At 56.2% G+C, this 20,719-nt stretch carries 20 protein-coding genes; 7 read left to right on the top strand and 13 right to left on the bottom strand.

From position 1 onward, the window contains the following. Positions 1–14: 14 nt before the first annotated feature. The gene (rnd, locus tag ACXAIA_RS04415) at positions 15–1,178 is read left to right on the top strand and encodes a ribonuclease D (RefSeq protein WP_475348295.1); all 1,164 of its coding nucleotides are present in this window, start codon (positions 15–17) and stop codon (positions 1,176–1,178) included. Positions 1,179–1,253: 75 nt separating this feature from the next. Here the strand turns inward: rnd and ACXAIA_RS04410 are convergent, their stop codons facing one another. Then, on the bottom strand, positions 1,254–1,832 hold the full coding sequence (locus tag ACXAIA_RS04410) for a TetR/AcrR family transcriptional regulator (RefSeq protein WP_475348294.1): 579 nt from the start codon (positions 1,830–1,832) through the stop codon (positions 1,254–1,256). Between the two features lie 176 nt (positions 1,833–2,008). Between ACXAIA_RS04410 and ACXAIA_RS04405 the strand changes: the two genes are divergently transcribed. Then, the gene (locus ACXAIA_RS04405) at positions 2,009–2,557 is read left to right on the top strand and encodes a carboxymuconolactone decarboxylase family protein (protein WP_475348293.1); all 549 of its coding nucleotides are present in this window, start codon (positions 2,009–2,011) and stop codon (positions 2,555–2,557) included. A gap of 111 nt (positions 2,558–2,668) precedes the next feature. Further along, a complete protein-coding gene (locus tag ACXAIA_RS04400) occupies positions 2,669–3,133 on the top strand; it encodes a nuclear transport factor 2 family protein (RefSeq protein ID WP_475348292.1) in 465 nt (154 codons plus the stop codon). 373 nt (positions 3,134–3,506) lie between these two features. Here the strand turns inward: ACXAIA_RS04400 and ACXAIA_RS04395 are convergent, their stop codons facing one another. After that, positions 3,507–3,962 (bottom strand): nuclear transport factor 2 family protein, encoded by a 456-nt coding sequence (locus ACXAIA_RS04395; RefSeq protein WP_475348291.1) that lies wholly within the window; start codon positions 3,960–3,962, stop codon positions 3,507–3,509. After that, positions 3,959–4,822, bottom strand: a complete 864-nt coding sequence (locus ACXAIA_RS04390) for an SDR family oxidoreductase (protein WP_475348290.1) — start codon at positions 4,820–4,822, stop codon at positions 3,959–3,961. Before ACXAIA_RS04390 ends, ACXAIA_RS04395 begins: the two co-directional genes overlap by 4 nt. Positions 4,823–4,924: 102 nt before the next feature. Here ACXAIA_RS04390 and ACXAIA_RS04385 point away from each other — a divergent pair, with 102 nt between their 5' ends. Then, on the top strand, positions 4,925–5,839 hold the full coding sequence (locus ACXAIA_RS04385) for a LysR family transcriptional regulator (protein ID WP_475348289.1): 915 nt from the start codon (positions 4,925–4,927) through the stop codon (positions 5,837–5,839). Between the two features lie 21 nt (positions 5,840–5,860). On the opposite strand, the gene ACXAIA_RS04380 is transcribed toward ACXAIA_RS04385, so the two are convergent. The 10 genes from ACXAIA_RS04380 to ACXAIA_RS04335 all read right to left on the bottom strand — a co-directional run bounded on the left by ACXAIA_RS04380 (position 5,861) and on the right by ACXAIA_RS04335 (position 16,784). Next, a complete protein-coding gene (locus ACXAIA_RS04380; protein ID WP_475348288.1) occupies positions 5,861–6,766 on the bottom strand; it encodes an NAD-dependent epimerase/dehydratase family protein in 906 nt (301 codons plus the stop codon). Continuing rightward, positions 6,763–7,299, bottom strand: a complete 537-nt coding sequence (locus ACXAIA_RS04375) for a dTDP-4-dehydrorhamnose 3,5-epimerase family protein (protein WP_475348287.1) — start codon at positions 7,297–7,299, stop codon at positions 6,763–6,765. The genes ACXAIA_RS04380 and ACXAIA_RS04375 overlap by 4 nt, the downstream gene beginning before the upstream one ends. Next, positions 7,296–8,528, bottom strand: a complete 1,233-nt coding sequence (locus tag ACXAIA_RS04370) for a methyltransferase domain-containing protein (RefSeq protein ID WP_475348286.1) — start codon at positions 8,526–8,528, stop codon at positions 7,296–7,298. The genes ACXAIA_RS04375 and ACXAIA_RS04370 overlap by 4 nt, the downstream gene beginning before the upstream one ends. Next, on the bottom strand, positions 8,525–9,610 hold the full coding sequence (gene rfbG / locus ACXAIA_RS04365) for a CDP-glucose 4,6-dehydratase (protein ID WP_475348285.1): 1,086 nt from the start codon (positions 9,608–9,610) through the stop codon (positions 8,525–8,527). The genes ACXAIA_RS04370 and rfbG overlap by 4 nt, the downstream gene beginning before the upstream one ends. Before the next feature lie 5 nt (positions 9,611–9,615). Next, entirely contained in the window at positions 9,616–10,386 is a 771-nt protein-coding gene (gene rfbF / locus ACXAIA_RS04360) for a glucose-1-phosphate cytidylyltransferase (RefSeq protein ID WP_475348284.1), read from the bottom strand. Positions 10,387–10,427: 41 nt separating this feature from the next. Then, positions 10,428–11,321: a glycosyltransferase family 2 protein gene (locus ACXAIA_RS04355; RefSeq protein WP_475348283.1), complete on the bottom strand. Its 894-nt coding sequence runs from the start codon at positions 11,319–11,321 to the stop codon at positions 10,428–10,430. Positions 11,322–11,464: 143 nt separating this feature from the next. Next, on the bottom strand, positions 11,465–12,436 hold the full coding sequence (locus ACXAIA_RS04350) for a DUF1835 domain-containing protein (protein WP_475348282.1): 972 nt from the start codon (positions 12,434–12,436) through the stop codon (positions 11,465–11,467). Beyond that, the gene (locus ACXAIA_RS04345) at positions 12,433–12,762 is read right to left on the bottom strand and encodes a hypothetical protein (protein ID WP_475348281.1); all 330 of its coding nucleotides are present in this window, start codon (positions 12,760–12,762) and stop codon (positions 12,433–12,435) included. The genes ACXAIA_RS04350 and ACXAIA_RS04345 overlap by 4 nt, the downstream gene beginning before the upstream one ends. 97 nt (positions 12,763–12,859) lie before the next feature. Continuing rightward, the gene (gene ppx, locus ACXAIA_RS04340) at positions 12,860–14,341 is read right to left on the bottom strand and encodes an exopolyphosphatase (protein ID WP_475348280.1); all 1,482 of its coding nucleotides are present in this window, start codon (positions 14,339–14,341) and stop codon (positions 12,860–12,862) included. A 295-nt stretch (positions 14,342–14,636) separates the two neighbouring features. Next, positions 14,637–16,784 (bottom strand): RNA degradosome polyphosphate kinase, encoded by a 2,148-nt coding sequence (locus ACXAIA_RS04335; RefSeq protein WP_475348279.1) that lies wholly within the window; start codon positions 16,782–16,784, stop codon positions 14,637–14,639. A 201-nt stretch (positions 16,785–16,985) separates the two neighbouring features. Between ACXAIA_RS04335 and ACXAIA_RS04330 the strand changes: the two genes are divergently transcribed. From ACXAIA_RS04330 to ACXAIA_RS04320, 3 genes are all read left to right on the top strand, one after another. After that, complete coding sequence (locus ACXAIA_RS04330) at positions 16,986–17,534, top strand: SixA phosphatase family protein (protein WP_475348278.1); 549 nt, start codon at positions 16,986–16,988, stop codon at positions 17,532–17,534. A gap of 241 nt (positions 17,535–17,775) precedes the next feature. Further along, on the top strand, positions 17,776–19,563 hold the full coding sequence (gene aspS, locus ACXAIA_RS04325) for an aspartate--tRNA ligase (RefSeq protein WP_475348277.1): 1,788 nt from the start codon (positions 17,776–17,778) through the stop codon (positions 19,561–19,563). Positions 19,564–19,729: 166 nt separating this feature from the next. Beyond that, positions 19,730–20,707: an SPOR domain-containing protein gene (locus ACXAIA_RS04320; protein ID WP_475348276.1), complete on the top strand. Its 978-nt coding sequence runs from the start codon at positions 19,730–19,732 to the stop codon at positions 20,705–20,707. Positions 20,708–20,719: the final 12 nt, after the last annotated feature.

The following is a 20,719-nucleotide window of genomic DNA, read 5'->3' as shown; positions in this document are numbered from 1 at the left end:
CTATAGCAATCGACATGGAACCGATTACAACTACAGAAGAACTTCGCAATCTGTGTGAAAGATTGCGCACGTTCGAATATGTCACTGTCGATACCGAATTCATGCGGGACTCGACCTATTGGCCGCAACTGTGTCTGGTGCAGCTGGCAAGTCCGGAGCCGTCCGATAACGGGGCCGCGGTCGATCCGCTGGCCGAGGGCATTGATCTGACGCCGCTGTTCGAGCTTATGCAGGACGAGGACGTCGTGAAGGTCTTTCACGCCGCCCGTCAGGATATCGAGATTTTCGTCCATCTGTCGGGCAAGGTGCCCCATCCGGTGTTTGATACCCAGGTGGCGGCAATGGTGCTGGGCTATGGCGATCAGGTCGGCTATGAGACGCTGGTCAACAAGGTGGCGCGCAAAAGCATTGATAAATCAATGCGCTTTACCGATTGGTCGCGCCGTCCACTTTCAACCAAGCAGATCAGTTACGCACTGTCGGATGTGACGCATTTGCGTGTGATCTATGAGGCCTTCCACGAACGCCTTGAAGCCAATGGCCGTGCTGTTTGGCTGTTTGAGGAAATGGAACGCCTGACCGATCCGTCGATCTATTCGATTGATCCGGCGGACGCGTGGAAGCGGCTTAAAACCCGGTCCAACAGCCCGAAATTCCTCGCCGTGGCGCGGGCACTTGGCGAATGGCGTGAAACCGAAGCGCAGCGCAAGAACCTGCCGCGCAACCGGATTTTGCGTGATGATACCTTGCTTGATATCGCCGCCCGTCAGCCGATGACGGACAAGGATCTTGATAAAACGCGCGGGGTTGGTCGCAACTTTGGCTCTTCAAAACCCGGCCAGGCGATTATCGAAGCCATCAAGGCCGCCCTTGATAGCCCGCAGGATCAGTGGCCAAAGCCCAAGCAACGCATCGAACTGCCGGCCGGGATCGGCCCGACGGTGGAGTTGCTTAAAGTCCTGCTCAAACTCTGTGCCGAGGAAAAGGGCGTTGCCCAGCGTCTGGTGGCATCCAGTGATGATCTTCAGAACATCGCGGCGGATGACAATGCCGACGTTCCGGCCATGCGCGGCTGGCGCCGGGATCTTTTCGGGCAATATGCCCTGCGTCTCAAGCACGGTCAGCTTGGGCTCAAGCTTAAAGACGGCGAAGTGGTTTTTGTCGAGCTTGATCGCTGATCCGATTTCGCTGTGACGAACAAAAAACGGGGCCGGATGGCCCCGTTTTTGTTTTTGGGCGCTAAGTGGCCGCTGTTAGCTGGGCAGGGCGGCATCCAAAAGCGCGGTTGCCATGGTCTTGGCAATCTTTGCCGATTCGGGCATGCCACGCACCTGGGCGGTGACAATCGCGCCTTCCTTGAGCAACGCCAGTTCTTCTGCGAGTTGTTTCGGGTTGGCGGCACCCGCCTTTTCACAGAGACCCTCGATATGGTTAAGCACGCAGGTTTTGTGTTCGGCGGCGATCTTGTGGGCGGGGTGGTCAAGCTTGGCGAACTCGCTTGATGCGTTGATAAACGCACAGCCCGAAAAGCCCATGCCCTTGAATGCACGGCCATGGAACCAGTCTTCGAGCGCATCAAACATTGCCAGCAACTGATCGCGCGGGTTGGTGGAAGCCTTTTGCATTTCCGATGTCAGCCAGTCGCGGAACGTTTCATCACGACGGGTGAGGGCGGCCAGGATCAGTTCGTCCTTGGATTTGAAGTGCTTGTACATCGTCATTTTGGCGACGCCGGACTCGGCCAGAATTTTGTCGATTCCGGTGGCATTAAAGCCCTGCGTATAGAAAAGCCTAAGGGCGGTTTCGACAAGCACGTCGCGTTTAGATTTCAACTTTCTTCACTCCAATAGTCAGACCGGTCTGTATTCTTTTGGCGGGAAAGCCGCAGAATAGCAAGCCTTTCAGATAGCAGAACGGTCGTTTTAAAATTATGTTTGACAAGTAGACAGACCTGTCTGTATATATGCTTTCAACGCTGATCAACCCGAACTTGTTAAGGAGAGTTTCAATGACCCGCATTTCTCTGCCTGCTTCGATCGATGCCGCCCCGGAGGCTTCCCAGCCGCTTCTTGAGGGCGTGAACAAGATGCTTGGTTCGGTTCCGAACCTGTTTCGTCTGACCGCAAATAGCCCGGCAGCCCTTGAAGGCTATCTTGGTTTGAATGGTGCACTGTCAAAGGGCGCGCTTGATCCGCAAACCCGCGAACGCATCGCCCTTGCGGTGGCACAGATCAATGGCTGTGACTATTGCCTTTCGGCCCACACCTATCTGGGTAAGAACCTCGCCAAGCTTGATGACGCCGAGATCGCGGCAAACCGTAATGGCGCTTCCACCGATCAGAAAGCCGATGCAGCTGTGCGCTTTGCCGTCGCTTTGGTGAAAAACCGTGGCCAGGTGTCCGAGGCCGATGTCAGTACCGCCAAGCTTGCCGGCTATAGCGAGGCCGAACTGGTCGAGATCGTGGCGCATGTCGCACTCAATACGCTCACCAATTATCTCAACGAAGCCTTTGATACCCCGATTGACTTTCCGGTGGTGAATGCCTCTGCCGCTTAAGGGCAGGGCGAACTTCCGGCACTTCCCCGGTCGGCTGTCCCCCCCCCTCCGCATGTTGCTCCGAGCCGACCGGGGTCCCTTTTATTGACCACAGACCAAAGGACAAGATTGATGTCACGGCCACCGCTTCCACCCTTTAACGTCGAAACCGCCAAACAAAAGGTCCGCATGGCCGAGGATGGCTGGAACAGCCGCGATCCTGAAAAGGTGTCGCTTGCCTATACGCCCGACAGCCGTTGGCGCAACCGGACCGAAATGTTTGAAGGCCGTGAAAACATTGTTGAATTCCTGACCCGCAAATGGGGGAGGGAAATCGAGTATCGCCTGATCAAGGAACTTTGGGCGTTTCATGAAAACCGCATTGCTGTGCGCTTTGCCTATGAATATCGCGATGACAGCGGCAACTGGTTCCGTGCCTATGGCAACGAGAACTGGGAATTTGATGAAGACGGGCTGATGCGCCATCGCTTCGCACAAATCAATGACAAGCCGATTACCGAGCAAGAGCGTCTCTTCCGCTGGCCGCTTGGCCGCCGTCCGGATGATCATCCGGGGCTGTCAGACTTGGGATTGTAATCCTGATTTAGATCACCCCGCCATGTTCCGGTTCCGGCAACGGACAGGAAAGTTCGGCGGAAAGAAGTTCTACCCGGCAGGCAAGGCGGTACGTCCCCGGTGCTGTCTTGCCTGCCACCCCGCAAAGGACCCTGAACATGATTATTAAATATATCGCCTTTTCGATCACATCGACCGCCGTGCTTTTTGTCTCCTCCCTGCTGACCTTTGCGCCGTAACGTCAGTTCTAATATGCCTCCCTGAAAACTTGCCGGGCCCCTTTTGGGGGCCCTTTTTTGTGGGGGGCAGGCAGCAGCTTGAGGCCGAAACGATAACAGCCGCCCGAACAAACGGGCGGCTGTTTTTCGTTGAGGTCTCGGGACGCGGGGAGAGCTTAGAACATTGTGTTGTCGTGGGGGATTTCAGCCGGGACGGGTTGGACGACATCCCAGTGTTCGACAACCTTGCCCTGATCATCAAAGCGGAAGATATCCATCACAGCGCGTTCACCCTGCGCCGAGTTGGATCGGACGTGAAGCACGACCAGATCGTCTTGGGCGACCGTGCGCACGATTTCGGCATGGATGGACGGATCGGCGGCAAGCCAGCCGGAAATGGCGGCGCGGAACCCTTCGATCCCGTCCGGGGCGACCGGGTTATGCTGAATATACTCGTCACCGATATATTGCGTGATCGCGCCTTCGACGTCCTTGTCGTTAAAGACCATTTCATAGAAGGCGATGGCATTGGCGGTGTTGCGATCCTCGATTTCACCCGCATGAAGAGTTGGCATGAGGACGAGGAAGGCGACCGGCAAGGCTGCCAGAAGATGGCGTTTTGAACCGATCATTTGAGCGCCTTCGCGATAAAGTCTTCAACCGATTGCGGCTTGCGCCCGACCAGCGTTTCGAAATCATTGCTGACGGTTTCATAGTCGCCTTTTTTCGCGCCGACAAAGAGCCCCGACAGCGCTTCGACGAGATGGCCGGGCAGGCCGAGGCTGCCGAGAATACCGGTATGGACTTCGGCAGGGAGATCGACGAATTTGACCGGCTTGCCAGTGGCATCCGCGATGTAGCCAGCGATTTCGCTATGAGTAACACCCTTGGTGCCCGTCAGGTCATAGATCTTGTTGACATGATCGGCCGGGTCGGCAAGCACGACGGCGGCTGCTTCTGCAAGGTCATTGCGCGGGATATAGGTGATTTTGCCATCCCCGGCCGGTGCGCCGTAATCGCCGGTTTCAAGCGCGTGCGGCACACCCGCCAGCAACAGATCGGCATAGAAGCTGTTGCGCAAGATCGTGTAGGCAAGGCCGGTTTGGCGGATGTGGTTTTCGGTATCAAGGTGAATGGCCGAATAGGTGAAATCGGCATCGGCTTTTGGGTCGACAATGCCGGTATAGACAATGTGTTTGACGCCTGCGGCTGTGGCGGCATCAACGGCGGTGCGGTGCTGTTTGATGCGGGTTGCGTTGTCATCCTCAGCCGAGATGATGAGTGCGGTGTCGATACCTGCGAAGGCCTTGGTCATCAGGGCAAAGTCATTAAAATCGCCTTTGCGAACATCAATGCCCTTGGCACTCTGATCCGCAGCTTTTTCGGGGCTTCGGACACTTACGGCAATGTCGCTTGCCGGAATGCGATCCAGCAGATGCTTAACAACCAGCATTCCAAGTTGGCCGGTTGCGCCAGTGATCAAGATGGTCATGTCAGTTTCTCCGATAAAGGGGGCAGGCGTTGCCTGTTCATGGGAGAAATCTGGGCCAAAGAATGCATATGATCAATTCGATGGATGTGATATTACATATGTATGAATATCGATGAATTGGATCTTGATTATCGCCTGTTGCGGTTGTTCCTGACGATTTATGACGAGGGATCAGTGACGGCAGCAGCGCACCGCCTTGATGTCGGGCAGCCGACCGTCAGTCACGGGCTGGACCGGTTGCGCCAGATTATTGGCGATCCGTTGTTTGTGCGATCGGGGCGGTCGATCGCGCCAACGGCGCATGCCGATGAAATCGCCCCGCAGGTGCGCATGCTTCTGCAGGGCATACGAAGCCTGACCCGTGTGGTGGCGTTTGATCCGAATAATGCCGACCATTCAGCGAGCTTTGTGATCGGGACCAACGATTATGAAGTGGCGGTGATCCTGCCCGCACTGATGAAGCGAGTGCAAAATTGCGCGGCCGATATCCGGCTCAAGGTCCTTCCGGTGACGGGGGAGGACCGGATTGTCAAATGGTTGCGCGACGGCACGATTGATCATGCGATCAGTATCGAGTCCTCTGGAAAGCATGGGGATATTGCCAGGCAGGGACTTTTTCGCGAACATATGCGCTGCTTCTACGATCCGGCATTTCATGACGTTTTGCCCGATACGCTGGATCGTTACTGTGCGGCCAGCCATGCACGCGTGATGATCGGCGCCAATGACAGTTCGGAAATTGATGACATCCTGCGCGGCCTTGGCCGATCCAGACGCACAGCGCTGCAGGTGCCAACCTTTGCCAGCGTTGCCAACCTGATCCGGGGTACGAATATCATCGCCACCCTGCCATCGCGCCTGAGGGGTTCCATGATGCAGGGCTTTGGCGAGTTTGATCTGCCATTCGATTTCCCGGAATACGGCTTTGCCCAGTACTGGCATGTGCGAAACGCCGCCAATGCGGCGCATAAGTGGCTAAGAGGCGAAATTTTCCGCGTGTCGCGTGGGATGGGGTAGGGCGACGGTCAGAGGCCGAGATTAGCTTGGGTGAGTGCGCCACCATTCAATGCAGTTCTGAAGTCCAGACTTCAGGTCAAACTCTGGTTGAAACCCAACCGTTTGCATAAGCTGTGACGTGTCAGGGACAAGATAAGGAGGGTCATCCGGCCGGTCTGGCATGCTGCCAGCGGCGATGGTACCGCGGCCAATCAGACTTTTGATGGTTTCGGCAACTTCAAGCAGGCTGTGGCCGTTCCCGGTCGCAATGTTAATCAGGCCGGTAAAGGGATGATCGATCAGCTCGGCGAAGGCCGCACCGGCATCGGCGACATGCATGAAATCGCGGATCTGTTTGCCGGAACTCATTTTGGCGGTTTCACCGGCCAGAAGGGCACGGGTGATGGCGGGCACGAAGCGGGCAGGAGCCTCTTTGGGGCCGCACAGCAAGAAGAGGCGCCCCCAGGCGATGGATGCGCCCTGGCTGTTTAGCTCCAGACAATGCTGGGCGAGTTTGAGTTTTTCCTGGCCATAGAGCATGTGGGGTTTGCAGGTTGCGTCCTCGGTCAGTTTTTGACCCGGCGCAATGCCCTGCCAGTCATATTCGGCACAGCTTCCGGCAAGGACGGCGCGTTTACCGCCCTGATCGTGAAAACGATCGAGAAGATCAATGCTGGCATCCCGCCAGTCGGGGTTATCCGAGGCATTCCAAAAATGACCGTGCTTGGTCTGCCAAGCCAGATGGAGCAGGCCTTCCGGGCGCTCGCTTTCGATCAGATGTTTGCGAAAGTCGGCATTGAGAAGATCGCCCGAGATGTGCTGTCCGGGCAGGTCGTTCGCCTTTGGGGTAGATCGTCCGCAGGTAATGACATCGTGGCCTGCAGCAGCGAGTCTTTGGCAGGCATAGGGGCCGATCAGGCCATTGGCACCGGTAACGAGAACCTTCATTTCGATGGCTCGTAGTCAGGATAGTTGGCATCGCGGTCGTTGATGATGGCAGGCGTGTTCGGCCATTCAATGCCAAAGGCAGGATCATCCCAACGCACGCCCGATGCAAGGTCTGGGACGAACGGTGCACCCATCAGGTAAAGTACCTCGGTATCGGGCTCTAGCGTCAGGAAGCCATGGGCGCAGCCTGCGGGAATGATCAGGGAGTTGCGGTTGGCGGCTGACAGTTCGGCACCCAACCATTTGCAATAGGTCGGTGAGTCCGGGCGAAGATCAATGACCGCATCAAAGATCGCACCGGAAATGCAGCGCACGATTTTGGGGTCGCCGACAGGTGCCGCCTGATAATGCATGCCGCGCAGTGTGCCTGCGTGATGATTGAACGACAGATTGGCCTGATCGATCTCGAAGTCATGGCCGTTGGCGGCGAGTTCTTCCTTGCAGAAGGAGCGTGCCAAAAAGCCGCGATCATCGCTGTGCTTTTCAAGCTCGATCAGGTCGACGCCCTTGATATCTGTCGGGATAAACTTCATCCGATCACTTCGACCTTGGGAATTGCGACCATGAATTGTCCGCCCCAGTCACTGACGTGCGACATGCTTTTCATGATCTCGGTCGACAGGTTCCACGGCAGGATCAGGACATAGTCCGGTTTGGCGACCTTGAGGTGATCGGGCGCATGGACCGGGATATGGCTTCCGGGCAGAAGCGTGTTTTGCTTGTGCGGGTTGGCATCGACCACGAAATCGATCAGATCGGCGCCAATGTCGCAGTAGTTCAGAAGCGTATTGCCCTTGGCTGCGGCACCGTAGCCAGCAACAGTTTTGCCTTCTGCCTTGGCGGCTTTGAGGAAAGCCAGCAGGTCGTCACGGATCTTGCGGCACTTGGCGTCAAAGCCTTCGTAGCAGGCAAGAGTTGCAATGCCGGCATCGGCTTCCTTGGCACGAAGGGCCTTGAGGCGGTCCGTTTCGGGACGCGTACCAGTGGTTTTCTGGGCCCAAACGCGCAAGCTGCCGCCATGGGTCGGAATTTCCTCAACATCAAAGACCTTAAGGCCATTGCTTTCGAAACATTTCTCGACCGCGTAAAGCGAGAGGTAGGAGAAGTGTTCGTGATAGATCGTATCGAACTGGGTTTTTTCCAGAAGGTTCAGAAGATGCGGGAATTCAAAGGTGGAAACCCCGTCATCAGCCAGAACCGTGGCAAAGCCCGAAACGAAATCGTTGATGTCGGGCACATGGGCCAGAACGTTGTTTGCGGCGGTCAGGTTTGCGTGACCATGTTCGGCAACGACCTTTTGCGCCGTTTCCTTACCGAAGAAGGCAACCAGGTTTCTGACGCCTTTTTTCTCGGCTTCTTCAGCGACATTCGCCGCCGGTTCGACACCCAGGACCGGGATCGACTTGCCTACAAAATGCTGCAGCAGATAACCGTCGTTAGACGCGACTTCGACGACGAAGGAGTCTTTGCCGAGGTCAAGACGTTCCGTAGCTGTTTCGCAATACTTGCGTGCATGTTCGACCCAGCTGGACGAGTAGCTTGAGAAATAAGCATAGTGACTGAAGATGTCCGATGGCGGGACAACATCATCGACCTGCACCAGGAAGCAGTTCTCACAGACGCGTGCATGGAGAGGGTAACGCGGATCTTTTTGATCCGCTTGATCCAGCGGCACATAGGAGTTGGCAAGCGCGCTCAGGCCCAGATCAACAAGCGTGTGTTTCAGTTCGGTTCCGCAGGCGCGGCAGGTTGGCGTTGTCATTTCGTATCCATCATCTTCTCAAACGAGGCAATTTGGGCCTCGGTCACGTCGCGCATTTTGCGGCCATCAAGGTGTGCCTTGTGCCATGCGACAATCCATTCCACACAGGTCGGCAGTTCAAGCCGCGGTTCCCATGACAGGGTTTTGGTGGCAAGAGCTGAATCCAAGGCAAGCGTGAGTGCTTCCTTGCTGCCCCCGGTATTGTCCTGCTGCGCGATGCCCGCTTTCGATCCCCAGGCATCCAGCATCAGATTGGTTACATGACCAACAGTATGCGATTCATGCGGACCAAAATTAAGTGCGCTGACAGCCGTTTTGCTCTCAACCGCAGCCTGCAGATACATCAAATATCCGGAAACCGGCTCAATGACATGCTGCCAGGGGCGTGTGGTGCCGGGATTACGCAGTTCGACCGCTTCACCGTTGGAAACGGCACGAATGATATCTGTCATCAGGCGGTCTTCGGACCAGTCACCACCGCCGACCACGTTACCTGCGCGTGCTGTGACCACCGGGATGTTTGCTGCGCGGAAATAGCTTTGGCCAAAACTGCGTGCGACGATTTCCTGACAGCCTTTTGACGCGCTGTAGGGATCGCGGCCACCGAGTGCGTCACCCTCGCTAAAGACAATTTCGCCATGCGCCTGATCGTAGCTGTCATTGTCATAGGCCTTGTCGCTGGTAACCACCAGAGCGCCCTTGAGGCCAGGACTATCGCGCAGCGCATCCAGAAGATGGGCAGTGCCCATAATGTTGGTTGCCATGGTCTCGACCGGTTCACGGTATCCGCGCCGCACAAGCGGCTGAGCCGCCATGTGCAGAACAAGTTCGGGTTGGACCTGTTTTACAGTAGCGGCAATGTCAGCGCGATCACGCAAGTCGGCAATGGTTTCCGATGCGTAGTCGAGGTCGAGAAGATCATGCAGGTTTGGATCAGTTTCCGGTGACAGTGCAAAGCCATGGACCTCAGCGCCCATTTGCATCAGCCAGCAGGCCGCCCAACTTCCCTTGAAACCAGTGTGACCGGTTAGAAGAACACGTTTGCCTGACCAGAATGATCTCAGGTTTTCGCTGGGACGCATGACAGTTACCAGACCTTCCAGGGGGCTTTGCCCTCTGTCCAGAGGTTCTCAAGCATCTGCTTCTCGCGCAGGGTATCCATTGGCTGCCAGAAGCCATCATGACGCCATGCAGAAAGCTCGCCCTGATCAGACAGATTGCGCAGCGGTTCAGCTTCCCAAACGGTTTTGTCTTCAGCGATTTCGTTCAGGACGGACTTTTCGCAGACAAAGAAGCCGGCATTGATGCGCGCGCCATCGCCAAGCGGCTTTTCCTGAAAAGCAGAGACTTGATTGCCTTCCAGAACAGTTGCGCCAAAACGGCCCGGAGGGGAGACCACAGTCATGGTTGCCTTGCGGCCCTGTTTTTTGTGGAAATCAATGCTGGCGGTGATGTCGATATCGCCGACCCCGTCGCCATAGGTCAGGCAGAACGGTTCATTGTCATCAAGATAGTCCCCAACCCGTTTGATGCGCCCGCCGGTCATGCTGTTCAGACCGGTATCAACCAGGGTGACTTTCCACGGCTCGGCATTGGCATTGTGATATTCAAGCTGATTGGTCGCCATATCGATGGTGACGTCGGCGTGATGGAGGAAGTAGTTGGCGAAATATTCCTTGATCACATAGCCCTTGTAGCCAAGGCAGATCACGAATTCATTGACGCCATGGGCTGAGTAAATCTTCATCAGGTGCCAAAGGATCGGCTTGCCACCGATTTCTACCATCGGCTTTGGCTTAACCGAGGTCTCTTCGCTCAACCGGCTGCCATATCCGCCTGCAAGAATTACTGCCTTCATTTGAAAAGATATCCACTCATTCAGGTTTTGATGCCACCGACCTAGTGTTTCGCCGAGCGCGGTAGTTTCGAGGCCCTTACACCGAGGACAGCCGCCAGAGATCCCGCCGACCTTGCCAGATCGCGCCAGCCTTTCGTCCGTTTGAAGGTCAGACCGTACAAAAGGGCCTTTCCTGCAAACCGCAACGCGCATTTGAGGCCAAGGCAGCTTCCAGCGAGACGGCCTTTGTATTTGCGTTCAAAGTATATTCTGGACCAAGCGATGTTCCAGAACTTTTCCCAGTAATATGCCCGGTTGGGACGAACCGATCCGCCATTCAGGTGTGTCACCACAGAGTCTGCAACAAGGATCAGGCCGTGTCCTGCGCGGCGAAGGCGCGTACACATGTCGTCATCTTCGTAATACAGATAGATTTCCGGGTCATAGAAACCGACCTGTTTCATCACATCCATGCGTACAAGATTGACCGCACCCGAGAGGAATTCGACGCAAAGTGCCCCTTCGGGAACACAGTGGTAGGCCAGTTTGCCAAAGCCGCCGCGCTTCCAGAGTTCAACATCATGGCTGGGTTCAATCTTGCCGTCGCCATCTCTATGCAGCGGGCCGAACATTGCGGCTTCGGGATATTGATCAGCGGCCTCGACAAGTGCGTTTACCGCATCCTCGGTCATCAGGGAGTCCGGGTTGGCAAGCAGGGCGAACTCAGTTTCGACAGCGCCAAGCCCCTGACTGGCGGCAGCGCCATAGCCCAGACCTTCGTTATTGCGGATGACTTTTGCGTCAGGGCGGAGCTTGGCAACAATATCAAGCGTGTCATCCTGAGACGCATTGTCGACAACGATCAATGGCAGATCGGCAGGAAGCGATTTCAACAGCCCGCCAATGACGAGCCCCCCATTATGGGTGATCGTGATAACTGTCGTTCTCGCCGCCATTTAGGTTCCCTGCAGAATGTCCATATCCCCGTGGGGCAGAACATATTCAATCCGGGTGCAATGTCCAATCAGAGATTGCCGCCACAGGGAAAATAATCGCTGCTTTGCACGGTCAGACTGTGGCAGCTTTCCATCCTTGGGCATCATGCTGCATGCGAAGGATGGATGCGGATCCCCCCGACCCAGCGGGTGCCGGTGAAAGTTTCAAGGAAATTGCGGTTGCCGGCGTGTGTTTCTTGTCCGGCCTCGGTGAGGGTGAGGATGCGCTCAGCCCAGTTGGTTTGGGGGCTGGTTGGGGAGACGGTGAAGAGAGGGGCCTTGGTGTCCATCATCCATTCGAGTTCGCGCCAGAACATCAGATCGCCGAGATAGGGCAGCGGATCGTAGGTTCGTGTCAGGTGGCCGAAGACCTTACCAACCGGAAGCGGGCCGTGATCGGTGATGATTTGCAGGGTCAGTTTCTGTGTCAGGCTCAGGCCCGTTTGCGGGTCGGGCAGTTCGGCGAGGTGGCGTTTGAGGGCGGCTGGCATGTGGGGCAGGGGCGCATTTTGGGTTCCTGCGAGTGCCATCAGGTCAGTCGGGTCGGTTGCGCGGAGCGCATCCCAGACCTTGCGACCGAAAGTCAGCATATCGTCGGTTAACGGCATGCGGTGATTTTCCCAGCACCAGATCAGGCCATCGGTGGAGAGCTGTCCGACGCCGATGAAGCGATCAAGGCCTTCGGAGTCCGGGGCGTGGTCGACCGAGATGACCTCGATACTTGTTTCGGGCCGTGTGGTTGCGATGGCATCCATCAGGAAGGCGAGAATCAACTGATCGTAGCTGTCATGTTCGAACCAGAGCACGACATGATCATAATCCCCCAGCCGATCCAGAGCATCATATTCACCCCGTAACCGTTCAAGGATCGCGTTCTTTGCCATGTCATAAGACCCGGCGATGAAACCTGCGCGGGTTTCAATGAAGGTCCCCCGCGGCAGATCGGGCACCGGGCCCTGACAGAACGGATCGGAAAATTCGAGAAAATCGCCCATAAAGCCGGCTGCCTTCAGGCCATCACGAATGTCGGAGCCGCAGCGCAGGTGCAGGGTGGCTTGGGTATCGAGTGGTTTCATTGCGGGCCTTTGACTGCGTTGAGCGCAGTTAGCAGTGAGAGCATGGTGTCGGGGACATCGGTTGAGCGGAGGGTGGTGTTGCCCGGATCGTCATCGGCGGTGGCAAAGAGCGGGGCGATCTCGCCCAGTCGGGTACTTCTGAGTGCGATCAGCAGGTCTATGCGTGACCTTTCTTCATCGCCTGCAGCGGTGCGGAGCTTTTCGATGTCTTCGTCGCTGTCGGGGAGGGTGATGATTGCCTGACACAGGCTTTGAAAGGGCATGTGCGCCAGTGTGGTTACGATGTCTGGCGGGGTGTGATCGGAGGGCTGCTGTGTGTCCGTCATGAAAAGGCACTCCTTTTCAGCAAAGGGGCCGTAATCCTGCCGGTTTTGGTGTGTTTCGTCAACGAAATGCGCGTTTTGAGTGTGTGTCTTTTGGGGCTTATCCGGCGAGGCGGACTTCACTTTCTCGGTTCATCAGCTTGGCCAGTTTGGAAAAACGCTGTTCGACGACTTCGCCGTACAGCGTGCTGGCCTTCTTTTCAAACTGCAAGACGAGCTTACCGTCTTCGAGCAGCAGTTTCGTTTGCGGCAATATGCCCTCGACCCCGCCTGAAAGCGTATGGCCCAGACGAATGGCATGGCCAAACAGGCGCCCGGTCAGGCGATCCTCATCGCTGAGGATGCGATCAATGGCCTCGTCACCCTTGAAGTTGCCGGCATAGCGCGAGCCGATGGTGTAGGCGAGGAACACCCGGTCATGATGGTTCAGATCAATATAGGGGTGGCGCAAAATGCGGTGATAGCTTTGTACCGCGCGGTAATCGGGATGTTCGTTCCAGCCGATATCACCGATGATGCAGGCTGCCAGTCGCAGGCGTTCGATATTGACCGGCAGGTCGGCGAAGATCGGCGCGCACCATTGCGCAACTTCTTCGCCGTGCTGATGGAAGCGTTCGCCGTCTTCGGCAAAGCTGAAGCAGGCTTCGAGCACCGGGTCGCGTTGACGCAGATCTTCGGGCAGAACTTCATACATCCAGCCTTCGCGCAGCCCATGGCCGGAAAAGACCACCTCGTTTGGTTGCATACGCTTCATCAACATGTTCATGACAAGTGATGCATGCGGCAGGCTGTCGATACGGCGTTTGGAGACACCACCGATCTTTTCAAGCGACACCCGGCTTTGCTGCGAGATGATGTGGGTCAGTTCAGCCATTTCCGATTGCGGCATGGCAAGGTTGTGAACCACCGAAATCGGATAGTTTTCCTGGGCAATGAACAGCTTGGCGATCGAGCGCCAGGACCCGCCAACGGCATAAAGTTGCTGCCCCTTGGCATCTGAAAGCCAATCGACCGTATCAAGATGCTTGTTGATTTCAGCCGTCAGGCGACTGCGGTCGGAGCCAAACACCGTATGCAGGCGCATTGCACCGAGCGGCAGGCTGACGCGTTTTTTGATCTCGCCCTTGTCAAGCAGGACCAGTTCGAGCGAACCACCCCCGATATCACCCATGATGCCCGATGCCAGCGGATCCCCTGAAATGATGCCAAGGGCCGACAGGCGGGCTTCTTCAAGACCGTCAATGACCTTGACGGTCAAGCCGGTTTCGGTGGTGACGCGGTCACAGAATTCCTTGCCGTCGGTGGCGGCGCGCACAGCCGCGGTGGCCAGTACATCGACATGGGTGACCTTCATGGCGCGCAGCAGGGTGGCAAAGCGCTGCATGGCGACAACGGCAAGCTCGACCCCCTCGGGATTGAGCTTGCCGGTATTGTCGGGGTCACGGCCAAGGCCGCACATGACCTTTTCATTGAAGATCGGCATGGGCGCGCGGGTCATGCCATCAAAAATGACAAGCCGCACAGAGTTGGAGCCAACATCTATGATCGCGATGCGGTTGGAAGCCCGTTGGTCAGTCAGCATAGGGTGTTGGCACCTGTTGGTCGTCTGTAGGGTTAGGACCTACTAATTTGGTTTGAATGGTCGCTCAGATTTGTGCGGATACGCGGAGCTAAACCGCAGGCAGATAGATATCTTTCAAGGTTTTGCGACAAAGTAGGCCGTGCAAATCTGAGCGATCCGAAGGACAGAGCTTATATTTGCGAACTCCTGCGTCAAATCCCTTGCGCGGGATGCCGACCCGCTCAGCGGGCTTTTCCTTGTATTTCACAAATATAAGCTCTGCCATTCTAATCAAATTAATAGGTCCTAACCCTATCTAGTCATCAAGCTCTAGCACGGGAACATTCGGGTCGGCTTGATCCAGCGCACTTCCGCGGCCCGAAAGCGACGGATTGGTCATGAAATATTTGTGCGATGAGAATGCTTTTTCATCTGCCTCGCAACGTTCGTACGAACCGTCGGCCTGCAGATGCCATGCCTGTGCGTTATCCTTGAGGTTGGCAATCATGATCTGTTCAACAATCTGTTGCTGACAGGTCGGGTTTTCAACCGGCACCAGCGTTTCAACACGGCGGTTCAGGTTGCGTGGCATCCAGTCGGCCGAGGAAATAAACGCCTTGGCCTTGCGCGAGGGAAGCTTTGCCCCGTTGGCAAAGACGACAATGCGCGAATGTTCAAGGAAGCGTCCGACAATCGATTTAACGCGAATGTTTTCCGAAAGCCCCGGTACACCCGGACGCAGGCAACAAATACCCCGCACGACGAGTTCAATGTGCACACCGGCCTGGCTGGCGCGATAAAGCGCATCAATCACCACCGGATCGACCAGACTGTTCATCTTGGCCCAGATGCCAGATGGCTTGCCGGCCTTGCAGTTTTCGATTTCCTGATCGATGTGGGTGAGAAGCGTCGGGCGCAGGGTATGCGGCGCGATGGCGATTTTTTCAAGCGAGCGCGGCGTGGCATAGCCGGTCATGAAGTTAAAGATATTGGCCGCATCACGCCCCAATGCCGGATCGCACGAGAAGAACGAGATATCGGTATAGAACTTCGCGGTGATCGGGTGATAGTTGCCCGTCCCGAAGTGGGTATAGGTCTTAAGGCCGTGGGTTTCACGGCGGACCACCAGCGAGATCTTGGCGTGGGTTTTCCAATCCAGGAAGCCATAAACCACCTGACATCCGGCACGTTCCAGATCAGCCGCCCAGCGCAGGTTGGCTTCTTCGTCAAAGCGGGCCTTGAGCTCGACCATGGCAGTGACGGATTTACCCGCCTCGGCCGCGGCGATCAGGGCCTTGACGATCGGGCTGTTTTCCGAGGTGCGATAAAGCGTCTGTTTGATGGTGACCACATCCGGGTCGCGGGCAGCCTGCAAAAGGAACTGGACCACCACATCGAAATCTTCGAACGGGTGATGAACAACCAGATCCTTTTTACTGATCGCGGCGAAGCAATCGCCGCCAAAGTCACGCACGCGTTCCGGATAGCGCGCGGCATAGGGCGAAAACAGAAGGTCATGATGCAGATCGGAATCGATCAGCTGTTTGACATCGACCACGCCAAGCAGGCCATCAACCTTGACGACTTCTTCAAGCGCGACATCAAGTTCATCAATGACGAAATCAAGCATGTCTTCGGGCATCGCCGCATTGACCTTGAGGCGGATGATGCTGCCGCGACGGCGACGTTTGAGCGCGGTTTTGAAAACACGTACCAGATCTTCGGCTTCTTCTTCGATTTCCACATCCGAGTCACGAATGACGCGGAAGAAACCGTGCTCGATCATATCGAACCCCGGGAACAGTTTGCCGAGATACAGCAGGATTGCCTGTTCGACCGGCAAATAACGTTCAGTCCGGCCCGGCAGGCGCAGGAAGCGGCCGATTTTTTGCGGTACCGGGATCAGCCCGCGCATATTGTGCCCGTCCGCCGGATCAAACAGCTGCATGACGATGGCAAAGCCAAGGTTCGGAATGAACGGGAAGGGATGCGACGGATCAATGGCAAGCGGGGTCAGCGTCGGGAAGATTTCGCGCATGAAATAGCCATCAAGCCATTTGCGGTCCGTCTGGGTCAGGTCGGTCTTGTCGATGACCGAGATGCCCTGTTTTTCCATCTCGCTGCTGAGCTGGCGCCAGACGCGTTGCTGATCCTGCATCAACTGGTTGGCATCAAAGGTAATGGCGCGCAGCTGTTCGGACGGGCTCATGCCATCCTGGCTGACCTTGGTCATGCCTGCACGGACCTGACCGACCAGGCCGGCGACGCGCACCATGTAAAATTCATCAAGGTTGCTGGCCGAAATCGACAGGAAGCGAAGTCTTTCAAGCAGCGGGTGGCCCTTGTTCTGGGCTTCTTCAAGAACGCGATTGTTGAATGCCAGCCACGATAATTCGCGGTTAATGAAGCGGCTTTCCGAATCAATGGTGATCGCGCTTGATTGAACTGCAGCGGCGTGTGTCACGCTATGCCTCCTGCGGATTGAGGGACCGTCTTTGAATTTATGCGACAGTTCCCGGTTGCAAATGAAGTATAGGATAACTGCTTGGGTGGGTGCAATTTTCTTAAATTTATATGTCAGTTTTTCTGATGGCATCCCGGCCCGCGATATGGCATGCAAGAACACCGTTTGATCATTATTCGCGACTGCCAAACAGACGAAGACATGAAAACGCTGCTATTGCTTCGGCATGCCAAATCAAGCTGGGCGGACCCGGGTCGCGCCGACCATGACCGCGAACTGAACCGGCGCGGGGAAAAGGCAGCCCCATTCATGGGGCGCTATTTGCGCCAGCATGAACTGGTGCCCGATCTGATCTGGTGTTCAACAGCAGCGCGTGCGGTTCAGACCCTTGGCCTTTTGGGGCGCGATTTCGCCACCGATGCGGATGTGATCTATCACGAAGACCTTTATATGGCGAGCGAGCGGGTGTTGCTTGAAAACCTGCATCATACCCACGAAGACGCGAAGCATGTGATGGTGGTCGGCCACAATCCCGGGATCGAGGTGTTCGCCCAGTCGCTTTATGGCGGGGGGAATGCAAAGGCCTTCGACGTCATGGCGCGCAAATATCCGACCTGTGGTCTGGCGCATTTCGAATTCGATGTCGATCATTGGGGGGGAATTGCGCCCGGAACCGGCCGCCTGATCGATTTCATCAAGGTCAAGGACCTGCAGGCGATCAAGATCGGTCCGGAACCAATCGCCAAATGATTTGCTGATCTGCGTTGACTGATCTGCATTACTGGCACTTGACGAAGGCGGCCTGTGCGCGTTTTATACCGCTGAAATTTTGAGATACCGCGTCCGTTGGGCGGGAAACATCACGCATAAGCACTGCGGATAGTACCGTGGTGGGCATGCTGTGGTGCGTTTTTTGTTTGACAGCGCGGGTCTGGCATGCACCTTTGCGGCCAAATTTGCGGCCCAAGAAATAAAGCAACCTGGAATGACAATGCATCCTTTTCGCTCACACAATTGTAATGCGCTGCGCGCGACTGACGCCGACGCGGAAGTTCGCCTGTCTGGCTGGATTCACCGTAAACGTGACCACGGCAACCTTCTGTTCGTAGACTTGCGCGACCATTACGGCATCACCCAGGTCGTGATCGACATTTCGAGCCCGCTGTTCGAGACGCTTGATAAAGCGCGCGCCGAAAGCGTGATCACGGTCGATGGCAAGGTTGTCAAACGTACGGCCGAGACCATCAACCCGAACTTGCCGACCGGCGAGATCGAAGTTTACGCATCGAACATCGAAGTTCAGTCGTCGGCCGAAGTTCTGCCGATGCCGGTCTTTGGCGATGTCGAATATGGCGAGGAAGTTCGCCTGCGTCACCGTTATCTCGACCTGCGCCGTGAAAGCGTGCATTCGAACATCGTTCTGCGTTCCCAGGTCATTTCGGCCATGCGCCAGAAAATGACCGCACAGGGCTTCCTGGAAATCCAGACGCCGATCCTGACGGCGAGCTCGCCGGAAGGGGCGCGTGACTTCCTGGTGCCGTCGCGCATGCATCCGGGTCAGTTCTATGCCCTGCCGCAGGCACCGCAGCAGTTCAAACAGCTGCTGATGGTTTCGGGCTTTGACAAATATTTCCAGATCGCACCGTGCTTCCGTGATGAAGACGCCCGTGCCGACCGTTCGCCGGGTGAGTTTTATCAGCTCGACTTCGAGATGGCCTTTGCCACGCAGGAAGACGTGTTTGCGTCGATCGAGCCGGTCCTGCATGACATCTTTGTCGAGTTCGGCGGTGGTCGTGATGTGACCCCGTATCCGTTCCCGCGCATTCCGTTCGATGAGTCGATGGCGAAATACGGGTCCGACAAGCCGGATCTGCGTAACCCGCTGATCATCTCGGACGTGACCGAGCCGTTCCGTGGGTCGAGCTTTGGTATCTTTGCATCCAACATCGAAAAGGGTTCGGTGGTTCGTGCGATCCCGGCAACCGGTGCCGCATCGCGCCCGCGCAGCTTCTTTGACAAGCTGAATAACTGGGCGCGTGATGAAGGTGCGGCGGGTCTTGGTTACATCGTTTACGGTGAAGACGGCGAAGCAAAAGGCCCGATTGCCAAGAACCTTGACTCTGAACGTATCGCACAGATCAAGGAAATCACCGGCGTTGCCGATGGCGATGCGGTGTTCTTTGCCTGTGACAAGGAACTGGCAGCTGCCAAGTTCGCCGGTAAGGTCCGTGACAAGGTTTGTGACGAGCTGGAACTGCGCGAAGAAGGCATGTTCAAGTTCTGCTGGATCGTTGATTTCCCGATGTATGAGGAAGATGACGACGGCAAGATCGAATTCAGCCACAACCCGTTCTCGATGCCGCAGGGCGGCCTTGAAGCGCTCGAAAACATGGACCCGCTTGATATCAAGGCGTGGCAGTATGACATCGTTTGTAACGGTATCGAGCTGTCGTCCGGTGCCATTCGTAACCATCGCCCGGACATCATGTATCGTGCGTTCGAAATTGCCGGTTACGGCAAGGACGTGGTCGAAGAACAGTTTGGCGGTATGCTTAACGCGTTCAAATTCGGCGCCCCGCCGCACGGTGGTTCGGCCCCGGGTGTTGACCGTATCGTCATGCTGCTGGCCGACGAGCCGAACATTCGCGAAGTCATTGCCTTCCCGCTGAACCAGCAGGCACAGGATCTGATGATGAATGCCCCGGCAGAAGTCGAAGACAAGCAGCTCAAGGAACTGCATCTGCGTGTTCAGATGCCGCCGAAGGCGAAAAAAGACTGACCTGTTTTGCGGGGTTGCCCGAAACAGTGATCGATCAAGCGGCCCGGACATGTTCCGGGCCGTTTTCTTTTGGGCGTATTTGATTGCTGATCGTTACCTAATATTAACGGGCTATGGGCCAGTGTAGCGGGGGAAAAGAACATTTGATCCTTCGGGGGATGGCCTGTTGAGAAAAATTCTAGTTGTGGCAGCGCCGTTGGCGCTGAGCGCGTGCGGTGGTCCGATTGAACTGACCGTTGCCAAGCTGGCCGGTGATTTGATCAGCTATGTGTCGACTGGCAAAAGCACGACCGACCATGCGGTATCGTTTGTTGCCAAACAGGATTGCGCGCTGCATCGCCCGCTTTTGGAACAGGATATCTGCAAGGATGAAGAAACCATCCTGGCAGAAGAGGCCGCGGCCCTTGCGGTGATGGGCGAACCCGAAATCAAACAGGAAATCCGTGCGGCACGCCCGGAAATCTATGCAGTGAATGCCCCGGCAGAAGATTGGTCGGAACCCAGCGCAACCGCCATGCGCTCCAACGCGATTGTCACGACCAACCTGCCGCCACTGCCTGAAAAAGACACATCTGATGATGCGGTTGTTGCCGCCAAGCTTACACCGGACGTGGATGTGGATGCGCCGGTAGAGGTGGCTTCTGCACGTGATCAGATCGAAGCTGAAGACGTTCCGGTCGCGCTTGGCGATTTGGGGCCGATTGACCCGCAGGTCGAAGCCGATGCGGCCGTGGCCGGCTATGTCGAAGACAAGCGCCTGCCGGAAGTTGAGGCACCAAAGGAAACTGTGACCGCCGCCCTGGCTGACGCGACCACGATGGAAGACGGCGTCGATGCGATTGTGAAATCGATTGAGCCGACCGTGGATGGCGAGGCGCTTGCGGGCGATGATCTTGCCGCGCCGCTGCCCGGTGATTATGTGGTATTGGCAAGCTTTGCTGATGAAGCCCGTGCACAGAAGGCACTTGGCATCTATGCGGAATACCAGCCACGTCTTTTGAATGCGGATGTAAAGGGTACACCTTACCTGCGCGTTGCGGTCGGGCCGCTTTCGGCAGAGCATGCACGTGATCTGCGCCTTCTTGCTACCAAAAAGGGGATTGAGAATCCCTGGATTGTCGGAGTTACCGCCACCGGAGAGTGATGTTGTCTGGGA

The organism is Thalassospira sp. ABL2_045, assembly GCF_056161285.1.
The sequence above is the reverse complement of the archived record's forward strand: the minus strand, read 5'-3'. Positions and strand labels throughout refer to the sequence as shown.

Bases quoted from the DNA above. Each gene is read 5' to 3' on its own strand.
- rfbG (WP_475348285.1), bottom strand. From the start codon at position 9,610: ATGCGTCCCAGCGAAAACCTGAGATCATTCTGGTCAGGCAAACGTGTT.
- ACXAIA_RS04355 (WP_475348283.1), bottom strand. From the start codon at position 11,321: ATGGCGGCGAGAACGACAGTTATCACGATCACCCATAATGGGGGGCTC.
- ACXAIA_RS04385 (WP_475348289.1), top strand. From the start codon at position 4,925: ATGAATATCGATGAATTGGATCTTGATTATCGCCTGTTGCGGTTGTTC.
- ACXAIA_RS04330 (WP_475348278.1), top strand. From the start codon at position 16,986: ATGAAAACGCTGCTATTGCTTCGGCATGCCAAATCAAGCTGGGCGGAC.
- rfbF (WP_475348284.1), bottom strand. From the start codon at position 10,386: ATGAAGGCAGTAATTCTTGCAGGCGGATATGGCAGCCGGTTGAGCGAA.
- aspS (WP_475348277.1), top strand. From the start codon at position 17,776: ATGCATCCTTTTCGCTCACACAATTGTAATGCGCTGCGCGCGACTGAC.
- ACXAIA_RS04380 (WP_475348288.1), bottom strand. From the start codon at position 6,766: ATGAAGGTTCTCGTTACCGGTGCCAATGGCCTGATCGGCCCCTATGCC.
- ppx (WP_475348280.1), bottom strand. From the start codon at position 14,341: ATGCTGACTGACCAACGGGCTTCCAACCGCATCGCGATCATAGATGTT.
- ACXAIA_RS04390 (WP_475348290.1), bottom strand. From the start codon at position 4,822: ATGACCATCTTGATCACTGGCGCAACCGGCCAACTTGGAATGCTGGTT.
- ACXAIA_RS04405 (WP_475348293.1), top strand. From the start codon at position 2,009: ATGACCCGCATTTCTCTGCCTGCTTCGATCGATGCCGCCCCGGAGGCT.
- ACXAIA_RS04400 (WP_475348292.1), top strand. From the start codon at position 2,669: ATGTCACGGCCACCGCTTCCACCCTTTAACGTCGAAACCGCCAAACAA.
- ACXAIA_RS04395 (WP_475348291.1), bottom strand. From the start codon at position 3,962: ATGATCGGTTCAAAACGCCATCTTCTGGCAGCCTTGCCGGTCGCCTTC.
- ACXAIA_RS04370 (WP_475348286.1), bottom strand. From the start codon at position 8,528: ATGACAACGCCAACCTGCCGCGCCTGCGGAACCGAACTGAAACACACG.
- rnd (WP_475348295.1), top strand. From the start codon at position 15: ATGGAACCGATTACAACTACAGAAGAACTTCGCAATCTGTGTGAAAGA.
- ACXAIA_RS04345 (WP_475348281.1), bottom strand. From the start codon at position 12,762: ATGACGGACACACAGCAGCCCTCCGATCACACCCCGCCAGACATCGTA.
- ACXAIA_RS04375 (WP_475348287.1), bottom strand. From the start codon at position 7,299: ATGAAGTTTATCCCGACAGATATCAAGGGCGTCGACCTGATCGAGCTT.
- ACXAIA_RS04350 (WP_475348282.1), bottom strand. From the start codon at position 12,436: ATGAAACCACTCGATACCCAAGCCACCCTGCACCTGCGCTGCGGCTCC.